Raw genomic sequence first — 11,960 nt, forward strand, 5'->3', positions numbered from 1 at the left:
ATTGGCGAAAAAGATTTGGTCGTATTGACAGGAGATATCATACAATACATTTCGGAATATACCGAAAGTAGTGCCGGTGTACTTTATTTAACAGAAAAAAATTATTTAGTTGCTTCTGCAGGATTTAGTTATATTCCTGATGCTTCTCGTGAACGCTTGAATTTTGGCGAAGGCCTAACAGGACAAGCGGCACTTTCATTAAAAATAATGGAACTCAAATCGTTTGATCAAGAAAATGTCAACATTACTTACGCTCTAGGTCAAATTAAACCCAAACACATTATTGCAATTCCGTTAGTAAATGGAAATGTGGCGGGAGTGATTGAATTGGTTTCTGTAAAGAATTATACCGATTTACAAATCGAGTTCTTAAACAGTGTTGCTAACAATATTGCAATTGCAATTAAAGCAGCTGAAAACCGTAAACGAGTTCAAGAATTATTAGAAGAAACAGAAGCCCAATCCGAAGAATTAAAAGCACAGCATACCGAACTGGAAGGGATGAATGCTGAACTTGAAGCACAAACAGAGAAATTGCAAGCTTCTGAAGAAGAATTACGTGTACAACAAGAAGAATTACAGCAAACCAACGAAGAACTTGCCGAACGAGGGACGCTGCTCGAAGCTCGAAATTTTGAAATTCAAAAAAAATCCGATGATTTAGAATTGACAACCAAATATAAATCGGAGTTTTTAGCAAATATGTCGCACGAATTGCGAACGCCTTTAAATTCGATTTTATTACTAAGTCGTTTACTGTCAGAGAATAATGATAAAAATATGAATTCTGAACAAGTGGAATTTGCCAAAGTCATTCAAAGTTCAGGTACAGGCTTATTGGGTTTGATTGACGAAATTTTAGATTTGTCCAAAATTGAAGCAGGAAAAATGGAACTGGAAAATACGGATGTTTTAATTACAGACATCAGTACTAACTTACACAACCTTTTCAGTTTAGTTGCAAAAGAAAAGAATATCGATTTTAAAATCCTAATGAGCGAAGCACCACTGCTTATAAAATCTGACCAGCAACGCTTAGAGCAAATCTTGAAAAATTTGATTTCCAATGCAATCAAATTTACTCAAAATGGCTCTGTTTCTTTAGAAATTGTAAAAGACAAAGATCGGGTGGCTTTCATCGTTAAAGATACTGGAATTGGGATTCCAAAAAGTCAGCAACCACATATATTTGAAGCCTTTCAACAAGCAGATGGTTCCACCAAACGTAAATACGGAGGTACAGGTTTAGGACTATCCATCAGCCGTGAATTAGCCAAATTATTGGGAGGTGAAATCACGCTTAACAGCGAAGTTAATGCAGGAAGTACGTTTAGATTAACAATTCCCGTAATTCCCAATATGTACCAATCCATTTCTCAAGAAACGACAGAAGCAGTTACATTGGACCAAAGAGAAGATGCACTTCGTTCGCAAAAAATGGAGGATATCGGTAAATACATCAGTAATGTAATTCCCGAAGCCATAGCCGACGACCGAGAAGTGATTATAGAAAACGATAAGGTAATTTTAATAGTGGAAGACGACGTCAATTTTGCAAAATCGCTTTTAGAATTTACCCGCGAAAAAGGATACAAAGGGGTTGTTTGCGTTCGAGGCGATTATGCGTTAAATTTGGCTTTGACCTATAAACCCTTAGGTATTTTGTTGGACATTCAACTTCCGGTCAAGAGTGGTTGGGAAGTCATGGAGGAGTTAAAAAGCAATCCATTTACCAAGCATATTCCTGTGCATGTTATGTCTTCTCATAAATTGAAGCAAGAAAGTTTATTAAAAGGAGCGGTAAATTTCCTAGATAAACCGGTTGCTTTAGAAAAATTATCCGAAGTATTTAAAAAAATAGAGCACTTCGTCAATCGTGGATCTCAGAAAGTACTAATTATTGAAGACAATACCAAACATGCAAAAGCTCTTTCGTTTTTTCTAGAGAGCAACAACATCAACTCGGATATCAAAAGTAAAATAGAAGACGGTATTGAAGCACTTCAAAATTCGGATTTAAATTGCGTCATTTTGGATATGGGTATTCCTGACAAACATACCTACGAAATTTTAGATAAAATAAAGAAAGACAAGGAATTCGAAAACCTTCCTGTTATTGTTTTTACAGGCAAAAGTTTGTCGATGGTTGAAGAGCAAAAAATTCGTAAATATGCCGATTCGATTATAGTCAAAACTGCCCATTCGTACCAAAGAATGTTGGATGAAGTTTCGCTATTTCTTCATTTGATGGAAGATGGAAAGCACAATAATCACAAAAAATTGAATAAATTAAATAATGTATTGAACGGAAAAACAGTCTTGGTAGTAGACGATGATGTTCGAAATATTTATTCGTTGACTAAAGCTTTGGAAACTGTACAGATGAAAGTGGTGGCAGCCATTGACGGTAGGGAAGCCCTTAATGCTATGGAAGAACACAAAAATATTGATGTAGTTTTACTTGATATGATGATGCCTAATATGGATGGTTATGAAACAGCTGCAATGATAAGAAAAAATAAAAAGTGGAAAAATTTGCCCGTTATTGCCGTAACTGCCAAAGCAATGACAGGCGATCGCGATAAATGCATTAATGCGGGTGCTTCCGATTATATCACAAAACCAGTCGATGTAGATCAGCTACTTTCGCTTTTGCGAGTTTGGCTGTACGACAAAGTTTAATTTAAAATAAGTTTGCAAATGAACCGTAAAAAGGTATTAATTATTGACGACGATGCCCGAAATATATTTGCTTTAACGGCAACTTTAAAGTCGAGGTCTTATGAATGTGTTTCTTGTTTAGGGGCTCAGGAAGCCCTCAAAATTTTAAATACTCAAAATGATATTGATGTTGTTTTAATTGATATGATGATGCCGGACGTAGATGGATATGATGCAATTTCGCTTATAAAAAACATACCGCAGTACAGTAAAACTCCTATAATTGCCGTCACCGCTCAAGCCATGACAGGCGATCGCGAAAAATGTTTGCAAGCAGGAGCGGACGATTATATTTCTAAACCTATTGATGTCGATAAATTACTGCTTGTCTTAAATTCATTTTAGTCCATGTTGGAAGATCGCGAAATTGCTGTATTAATTGAGGAAATTAACAAATACCACGGATATGATTTTAGTGGCTATTCTGCAGCGTCTTTTCGTCGACGCGTATATCGATTGTATAGTATGGAAGGTTTTGAAAACTTTACCGATTTTCTTTCTAAAGTACGTAGTGATGCGTCTTTTTTTAATTACATGGTCGAAGAAATTACAGTAAATGTCACGGAGATGTTTCGAGATCCTTCTTTTTATAAAGTACTTCGAACTGAAATTGTCCCGGTTCTTGCCACAAAACCTTTTATCCGCATTTGGCATGCAGGTTGTTCTACCGGAGAAGAAGTTTTTTCGATGGCTATCTTGTTAAAAGAAATGAATTTGCTTCACAAATCATTATTGTACGCGACCGATTTAAATCCTGCCGTTATAGAAATTGCCAAAAAAGGCGTTTTTCCACTACGAACTATTCAGCAATACACAGAAAATTATCGGGTTGCCAGTGGAAAAAGTGATTTCTCCAATTATTATTCGGCTAATTATGGTTTAGCAAAATTCAGTGATGAGTTGATTGATCGAATGGTTTTTTCACAACACAATCTACTAACCGATGGGTCTTTTAATGAATTTGACCTTATTTTATGCCGTAATGTACTCATTTATTTTGACAAAGATTTTCAAAAAATTGCATTAGAATTATTTGATCAAAGTCTTTCTAAGCTGGGCTTTTTGGCTTTAGGAACAAAAGAAACTATTAAATTTTCCTCGATACAATATCGATTTAAACAATTTGAAAAAGAGAAAATATGGAAGAAAATGCTGTGAAATCAAATTGTAAAGTCTTGTTAATAGGTGGATCTGCAGGAAGTTTGGAAGTATTAATGGCTGTTATTCCCAAGTTAAAACCCATCTCTAATTTTGCAATTGTCATCATTTTGCATAGAAAAAGCACCGAGGACTTGACATTGGAAAATTTAATCGCTATGAAAACCAAGATCCCTGTTGTTAAAATGGAAGACAAAGAAATTTTAAAACCAGGATTCATCTATATTGCTCCTTCTGATTATCACTTATTGTTTGAAAAAAGCCGACATCTCTCGCTTGATGTTTCCGAAAAAGTACATTACAGCCGTCCAAGTATCGACGTGTCTTTCGAATCAGCAGCCCTTGCATTTGGTAATACCTGCACTGCGATTTTACTTTCTGGCGCAAATGCCGACGGAACCGATGGCCTTTTAGCCATTCAAAAAGCCGGTGGAATGGTAATTCTTCAAGACCCAAAAAATGCGTTAATGCCTTTCATGCCGTTACATGCTTTAGAGGCTCTAATTCCTAATTATATTTTGGATGTAGAAGATATTTTGGAATTTATCAATTCAATCGAACTCGAGTAAGGCTTTTTATCTAAAATATTTTAGAAGCTTTAAAAGTAATTCTATAACCACTAACAGCCTCAATTGTTTTAATTTCATAAAAAATTTAAAACTATGAACAGTATCGACAAAGATCAAAACGAAAAGAATTTTGAAAATTTAATTGGCAAAGAAGGTGTAGCGAAAATCAAAGAGTTTGTAAAAAAATCTGGGACGTGTTTTTTTTGTACTGCAATGGCCCAAAACAGAGCGTTTGAAACACGACCTATGGCTCCGCAAACTGTAGATGACGAGGGTCATATTTGGTTTTTGAGTGCCAAAGATAGCTACAAAAATTTGGAATTGGAAGAAATTCCCAAAGCACAACTCTTATTCCAAGGTTCGCCTTACAGCAACTATCTTTCATTGTTTGGATCAGTAAAAATATCACAAGATAAAAACAAGATCCACGAATTATGGGAACCTACCATGAAAACATGGTTTACAGAGGGTAAAGACGATGCAAGAATCACAGTTTTGCAATTTATTCCTTCCGAAGGTTACTATTGGGATACCAAAAATGGTGTTGCAGTTGCAACAATCAAACGACTTTTTGGTGCAGTTGTAGGCGAAACGCACGATGATTCTATTCAAGGTAATATAATAGTGTAACAAAATAATGTGCTCATTTTCTTCTCTAAAGAAAGTGGGCCTTTTTTAGTTTCTATCAAATCAAAAACATTTAAATACAGTAAATCATTAGCGATAATTTATATAGTGTTTAACTTTTGGTTTGTTTATATTTACACCACTATGAAAATTCCTATTGTTATTCTTGGTGGAGGCTTGGCGGGATTGACGGCTGCTATACATTTGTCTAAATTGGGTCATGCTGTAACGGTTATAGAAAAAAGTACATATCCAAAACATAAGGTTTGTGGAGAATACATTTCGAACGAAGTAGTAGCCTATTTTGAATGGTTGGGTTTGCATCATGTAATTGCGAAAAGTCATCCGATTCATCAGTTTCGATTAGAAAATAATCCTAAAAATCGTGCTGAAGTTCAACTGCCTTTAGGTGGTTTTGGCATCAGCAGGTACCTTTTGGATTGGCTACTTTATCAAAAAGCTTTAGAGCAAAACTGCCATTTTATACACGATTCGGTTACTTCTATTGCTTTCGAAAATGAATTCTTTACAATCGATTTGAGTTCAGGTATTCAAATTGTAACCCCTATTGCCATAGGAAGTTTTGGGAAACGAAGTACTATTGATATATCTTTAGAACGGGATTTTATTCAAAAAAAATCGCATTGGATGGCTTTAAAATCGCATTACAAAGGAAATTTTGCAAATCATTTGGTTGGATTGTATCCCTTTGAGGGCGGTTATTGTGGTGTTTCAAAAGTGGAAGAGAATACGTTGAACGTTTGCTGCATTGTACAAACGGATGTGTTCAAAAAATATAAAAATATTCCTGAATTTATGACAAGCGTGTTGTATAGAAATAAAGGTTTAAAAAGCATATTGAATCCATCAAAACCCGTTTTCGATGCACCGTTAACGATAAGTCAAATATCTTTTGAGGATAAAAAAGCGGTGGAAAATCACGTTTTGATGATTGGCGATGCAGCTGGTTTGATTCATCCACTTTGCGGAAATGGGATGGCTATGGCAATTCATAGTGCTAAAATTGCGGCTGAATTAATTCACAAATATTCTAAAAAAGCCTCGTTTTCAAGAAAAAATTTAGAAATAGAATATCAAGCAGTTTGGCACAAAACATTTCATAAGCGTCTTCAAATGGGGAGATTATTATCTAAGTTGCTTCTTAATTCGTATTTGACTAATGTGAGTATGAAAATAGTATCTCGTTTTCCTACTTTGTTTAGATTTATTGTCAAACAAACACACGGCAATTTAATTCAAAAACCCTTTTAAATGATGCTCATTGACACAAAATACCGTACCGAAGCGCCTGAAATTATGGACGATTTTTTGCTTGAAGGCGAAGAACTTCGGGAAGCTTTAGACAAAATTGCGAAAATCAATCAATTGTTGGGTGGCAATAAACTGACTATCGAAGGATTGAAGAAAATTTTGCCAAAATCAGATACAAATGTCGAGATTACTATCGTTGATGTAGGTTGCGGAAACGGGGATATGCTCCGAAAAATAGCTGATTTTGGTATTAAAAACGGTTATAATTTTAAACTACTTGGAATAGACGCCAATCAGTTTACGATCAATCACGCGATTTCGCTTTCCAATGAATATACTAGCATTAGCTATTTATGTGAGGATATTTTCAAAATGAATTTTGCCACTTTAAACAGTGATATCATTGTATGTACTTTGACATTGCATCATTTTAAAGAATCGGATATTATTAACATTTTAACTGTTTTTAAAAAAAATGCAAAACGAGGATTGGTTATCAACGACTTACAAAGAAGTGCCGTAGCGTATCGTCTATTTCAGTTATTATGCTTATTATTTCAGCTCAATACAATGTCTAGAACCGATGGATTGGTTTCGATTTTACGGGGTTTTAAAAAGCATGAATTGGTTGTTTTTTCAGAAAAATTAAATTTTAAAAAATACAATATCCAGTGGAAATGGGCTTTCCGTTACCAGTGGATTATACAAAATATATGAGTGTAAAAATCGTTCAAGTAGCCAAGCAGTTGCCTAAATATTCGGTAACTACAGCCGAAATAATGCCTTTTCTTGACGTTTGGCTTAGTGGTCAAGAAGATCGTTTTATTCGTAAAGTAAAAAAAATTTTTACTGGTGCCGCAGTCGACAAGCGGTATTCAATTATGGATCCTATAGAAGTTTTCACGGCCACTTCTTTCGAAGAAAAAAACAATATTTATGCAAGAGAAGTAATTATTTTAGGCGAACAAGTTTTGACTAAAGCGCTAGATAAAGCGGGATGGAAAGGTGAGGAGTTGGATTATATTATAACGGTCAGTTGTACCGGAATTATGATCCCATCACTAGATGCTTATCTTATTAATAAATTGCATTTGCGGCAGGACATTATCCGGCTTCCCGTAACAGAAATGGGTTGTGCCGCAGGAATTTCCGGAATTATTTATGCCCAAAATTTCCTCAAAGCAAATCCAAATAAAAAAGCCGCTGTAATTGCTGTCGAAAGTCCATCCGCTACGTATCAACTCGATGATTATTCGATGGCGAATGTGGTAAGTGCGGCGATTTTTGGCGATGGAGCTGCTTGCGTTTTGTTATCTTCAAACGAAAACGAAACAGGACCCACAATCTTGGATCAATCGATGTATCATTTCTATGATAATGAGCACATGATGGGTTTTAAATTGACCAATTCAGGATTACAAATGGTGCTGGACATTGAAGTACCCAACACTATTGCATCCCATTTCCCTAAGATTATCCATCCCTTTTTAGCCCAGAATAACTTAAGAATAGAAGACATTGATCATTTAATCTTTCATCCTGGGGGTAAAAAAATTGTGCAAACTGTAGAAGAACTTTTTGCCGACTTAGGCAAAAACATTGATGCTACTAAAGAGGTTTTGCGGTTGTATGGCAACATGTCTAGTGCCACCGTTTTGTATGTACTGGAACAAATTATGGACGAGAAACCCAAAAAAGGCGAGAAGGGAATCATGCTGAGCTTTGGACCCGGATTTTCGGCCCAGCGGGTTTTGTTGGAGTTTTAATTTTTTTGAAACCTGCTTTTGATTCCGTAATGATACCCATGAGAAGAATAATTGTAATGTAATGATGAAAAAAAGAGTCGTAGTAACTGGAATAGGTATTGTCGCACCAAATGGAATTGGAAAAGAAGCTTTTCGCGCGGCCTTGGAAAACGGTACATCAGGAATTAAATTCGACAAGCAATTGGAGGACTTGAATTTTTCCTGTAAAGTTTCTGGAAGACCGGATTTGTCTTTAGATTATATCAAAACATTTTTTACCGATTATGAACTGCGAAATTTTAGTGCAACCGGTATTTTATACGGAGTAATTGCAGGAATGCAGGCTTGGAAAGATGCGGGGTTAGACATAGCTTCCAAGGAAGAACCGGATTGGAACAGCGGAACAATTTTTGGTTGTTCGACCTCAGGAATTGAAAAATTTCGGGAATGTATCTATAAAATTGATGATTTACAAACCCGAAGTTTAGGCAGTACCGTAGTAGCACAAACTATGAATAGTGGTGTAAGTGCTTATTTGGCGGGTAAATTGGGTTTGGGAAATCAGGTAACCAGCAATTCTTCGGCGTGTACAACGGGAACAGAAAGTATGTTATCGGCTTTCGAAAGAGTCCAGTCCGGAAAGGCATTACGAATGTTAGCCGGAAGTACAAGTGATTCTGGTCCGTATATTTGGGCTGGATTTGATGCTATAAAGGTTTGTACTTTCAGGCATAACGATACGCCCGAAATGGCGTCGAGACCTATGAGTGAAACAGCCTCTGGATTTGTGCCATCAAGTGGAGCGGGTGCGTATGTTTTGGAAGAATTAGAATCGGCCTTAGCCAGAAATGCGACCATTTATGCTGAAGTTTTGGGCGGAAATGTCAACTCTGGAGGTCAGCGAGGAACGGGAACTATGACGGCTCCCAATTCTCAAGCTGTTCAAAAATGTATTACTGATGCCCTTTCAGATGCTGGAATTCAGGCAAACGATATTGATGTGATAAACGGTCATTTGACAGCTACTGCCAAAGATGCTACCGAAATCGAAAATTGGAGTAAGGCACTCGGTAGAAATGCTGCTGATTTCCCGTATATCAATGCGTTGAAAGGGATGGTAGGACATTGTTTATCGGGTGCGGGAAGTGTAGAACTTGTTTCCGCAATTATGGAAATACACCACGATTTTATTTTCCCATCCATAAACTGTCCTGATTTACACCCCGAAATTTTAAAACTTATTACTTTAGATAGAGTGCCTCAAAAAGCATTATATCAACCTGTTAATGTAATTATAAAAGCTAGTTTTGGATTTGGCGATGTAAATGCTTGTGTAATTTTAAAAAAATATAAAAATGATTGATGATTTAAAGGAAATTTTAAAACCCTACGTGCAAGATGTTGACCTATTGGAAAACTTAGATCTTAAAACTAATTTTATAAACGATTTACATATAAATTCTGCTGCTTTGGTGGATATTATCTTAGATATTGAGGATCGCTTTGATATTATTGTAAGCGACGAGGGAATGCAAGAAATTATGACAGTTAAAGCTGCTTTAAATGTGATAGAACAAGAACTTGCAAAAAAATAATTTAAAACAAAGTGCTAATTATTCGATTCCAAGGTGTTTTTTTAGTTTTAAAAAACACAGCCCCATAGTATAAGCTTCTTCAATAGTCGACTCGAGATCATATTCGGGAAGCTTTAAGGCTTGGGCAATTTCGGCAATGCTAAATTTTTTATCATCGCTAAATTCTTTCCATTTTTTAAACATTATTTCTAAATCTAAAGCTTCATTTCGCAACCTACCACACTCTAATTTTTCTAATGATTTGTTAATCATTTCAATGTCAAAATCAACGCGATAGCCTATAATTGTTGTATTCCCGAGGTATTCGATAAGTTTCTGAATGCCTTCAGCTTCAGTAGACTTAGGTGCTTTTGATTCAATGATAAATTCGTTCGAAAAACCGTGATCGTGATTGTAAATATATTGCAATAATATCACTTCAAACGAGTCGGAAATAATAAGTTTATTGTCTAAAATTCCAACGGCACCAACGGTCAAAATTACGTCTTTTTGCGAATTTAAACCAGTTGTCTGAATGCTTAATGTTACAAATCGATTGGATTTTGCTTCTTGCTTTTGCAAATAAGCTTTCCAAAATTCGGGATGTTTTTTATTCTTTAACCAATCAAGCATATTAAATAAAGTAAGTTAGTTGGAATTTATTTTTGATAATTTCTTCCAATTCTTTCATTGGAAGAAGCGCATTCTTTAGTTTTTCACGATCCGATTTCGAAATTTCTTCGATGGCAATATATTGACCGTTGGTATTATTTTTCAATCCCTCTTTAGTTCTAATTTTTGTCAAGTCCATAAATGCATCAGCAGCATTCAGATAAATTTCGGCGTATTTAGGTTCAGTAATAGCCAACTGTTTGAAACGCAAAAAAGTATTGGTAACGCCTTTTATTTTATGGCTCAAAATGAGTACTCTTGCCGCATCTACCAGTGGTAAAATGGCTCGGTTTTTTATATCAAAAAGCCCTTTATGAATGCCTTCTTCTTCAAAAATGAACTGCTTGAAAAAAGTTAAAGGAGCAGGTCTCTTTAATGTTTCAGCACCTAAATAAGCAAAAAACTTTTTTGTGTTTGACCCATTTTGAAAAACTACATTATTCAAATTTTCTTCAATATCTAGTGCTCCATACGCAAGTTCGTAATCAAAAAATAGCGACGGTATATGAGCTGTTTTGTCACCGGTAAAGTTCATCCATAAATGGAATTGTGCGACCCATTCTGAAAATGATTTACACCATTCGGGGTTGCTGGAATTATAATAATTTTCAGAAGTACCATAACCTACAACCTCTAAAATGGAAACCACTTTTTTGGACAATTGTATAAAATAGTTTTTGACCAAATGATTTTTTTCGGCAACTACGTCTTCGTAAACCAAGAAACTGTTTTGATCGCTAAAAATCAACTGCTCTTTTCGTCCTTGACTTCCTATACTAAACCATCCAAAACGAACAGGAGGTGATCCTAAATCTAAAATGGTTAACTCAATCGCACGTTTTATTAGTGCGTTGTTTACTTCTCCCGCAATAGTATTTATATGCGACAGCGGGATTTTCTTCTCAATGGACGACTGAATAAATTCTTCAAATTTATTTCTGATTTTATGCAATTCAATGCCATTTGGAGCTCGTTTTATCTCTTTTATCAATACTCCCGGATTACTGGCTTGCGCAAAAATCAAATCTTGCTGCGAAATTACTCCAACAATTTTCGTTTTATCACTACCGTCTGCTGTTACGCAAAGATGTGTAATGTTATTTTGTAACATCAGCAATTGAGCTTCTGCTAAAGAGGTATTTTCAGGAACCGTTATTACAGGTGTCGACATGATTTTACTGACCAAAGCCGTAATGTAAAATCGTCCTGTTGCAACTTTATTTCGTAAATCAACGTCCGTTACAATTCCTATCGGAACGTGTTGCTGATGCACCAATGCACAGCCTAATAAAGCATCTGTCATCTTTTGGGCAACCTGTTGAATCGTTTCTTCACTGGTTACCAATAAAGGTTTTTTATTGTATTCTAACGATTGAAAAAACTGAATTTCGCTTTGCGATTCGTATGTTTTTACACCTTCATTTGCAAAACTCATACCCGTATTTTCAGTAGCGTCTGATGATGCAGAGGCAAAACTTTGCAGCAGAAAATCTAAAACTTTGGTATTATTGGCAACAAAAGGTTTAAAAACAGCAACTGGAATGGCATACAAAATCGAATCTTGGATTGCTTTAGCCGTTGTAGCATAATTATTTTTAGCAAAAAAAGGGCGTAATCCAAAG

12 protein-coding genes are annotated in these 11,960 nt (G+C 35.7%); 10 read left to right on the top strand and 2 right to left on the bottom strand.

Going from position 1 to position 11,960, the window contains the following annotated elements; genetic code table 11:
- The 10 genes from ACIQ2X_RS08495 to ACIQ2X_RS08540 form a co-directional block, all read left to right on the top strand.
- On the top strand, positions 1-2,682 hold a 2,682-nt coding region (locus ACIQ2X_RS08495; RefSeq protein WP_396178496.1), incomplete at its 5' end, for a response regulator.
- A gap of 18 nt (positions 2,683-2,700) precedes the next feature.
- Complete coding sequence (locus ACIQ2X_RS08500; RefSeq protein ID WP_396178497.1) at positions 2,701-3,066, top strand: response regulator; 366 nt, start codon at positions 2,701-2,703, stop codon at positions 3,064-3,066.
- 3 nt (positions 3,067-3,069) lie between these two features.
- Complete coding sequence (locus ACIQ2X_RS08505) at positions 3,070-3,879, top strand: CheR family methyltransferase (RefSeq protein ID WP_396178498.1); 810 nt, start codon at positions 3,070-3,072, stop codon at positions 3,877-3,879.
- Complete coding sequence (locus ACIQ2X_RS08510; RefSeq protein WP_396178499.1) at positions 3,861-4,448, top strand: chemotaxis protein CheB; 588 nt, start codon at positions 3,861-3,863, stop codon at positions 4,446-4,448. The genes ACIQ2X_RS08505 and ACIQ2X_RS08510 overlap by 19 nt, the downstream gene beginning before the upstream one ends.
- A gap of 93 nt (positions 4,449-4,541) precedes the next feature.
- The gene (locus ACIQ2X_RS08515) at positions 4,542-5,078 is read left to right on the top strand and encodes a pyridoxamine 5'-phosphate oxidase family protein (RefSeq protein ID WP_396178500.1); all 537 of its coding nucleotides are present in this window, start codon (positions 4,542-4,544) and stop codon (positions 5,076-5,078) included.
- A gap of 141 nt (positions 5,079-5,219) precedes the next feature.
- Positions 5,220-6,347 carry an NAD(P)/FAD-dependent oxidoreductase gene (locus ACIQ2X_RS08520; RefSeq protein WP_396178501.1) on the top strand — a complete coding sequence of 376 codons (1,128 nt, stop codon included), beginning with the start codon at positions 5,220-5,222 and terminating at the stop codon, positions 6,345-6,347.
- Positions 6,348-7,064 carry a methyltransferase domain-containing protein gene (locus ACIQ2X_RS08525; RefSeq protein WP_396178502.1) on the top strand — a complete coding sequence of 239 codons (717 nt, stop codon included), beginning with the start codon at positions 6,348-6,350 and terminating at the stop codon, positions 7,062-7,064.
- Positions 7,061-8,113: a type III polyketide synthase gene (locus ACIQ2X_RS08530; RefSeq protein WP_396178503.1), complete on the top strand. Its 1,053-nt coding sequence runs from the start codon at positions 7,061-7,063 to the stop codon at positions 8,111-8,113. Before ACIQ2X_RS08525 ends, ACIQ2X_RS08530 begins: the two co-directional genes overlap by 4 nt.
- 64 nt (positions 8,114-8,177) lie before the next feature.
- The gene (locus ACIQ2X_RS08535) at positions 8,178-9,455 is read left to right on the top strand and encodes a beta-ketoacyl-[acyl-carrier-protein] synthase family protein (RefSeq protein WP_396178507.1); all 1,278 of its coding nucleotides are present in this window, start codon (positions 8,178-8,180) and stop codon (positions 9,453-9,455) included.
- Positions 9,448-9,687: a phosphopantetheine-binding protein gene (locus tag ACIQ2X_RS08540; protein WP_396178504.1), complete on the top strand. Its 240-nt coding sequence runs from the start codon at positions 9,448-9,450 to the stop codon at positions 9,685-9,687. The genes ACIQ2X_RS08535 and ACIQ2X_RS08540 overlap by 8 nt, the downstream gene beginning before the upstream one ends.
- A gap of 18 nt (positions 9,688-9,705) precedes the next feature.
- Here ACIQ2X_RS08540 and ACIQ2X_RS08545 read toward each other — a convergent pair whose 3' ends face one another.
- Positions 9,706-10,299, bottom strand: a complete 594-nt coding sequence (locus ACIQ2X_RS08545; protein WP_396178505.1) for a 3'-5' exonuclease — start codon at positions 10,297-10,299, stop codon at positions 9,706-9,708.
- Position 10,300: 1 nt separating this feature from the next.
- Positions 10,301-11,960, bottom strand: a 1,660-nt coding sequence (locus ACIQ2X_RS08550; RefSeq protein WP_396178506.1) for a DUF294 nucleotidyltransferase-like domain-containing protein, incomplete at its 5' end; no start/stop codon positions are given.

Source organism: Flavobacterium sp., assembly GCF_044368625.1.
GTDB lineage: Bacteria > Bacteroidota > Bacteroidia > Flavobacteriales > Flavobacteriaceae > Flavobacterium.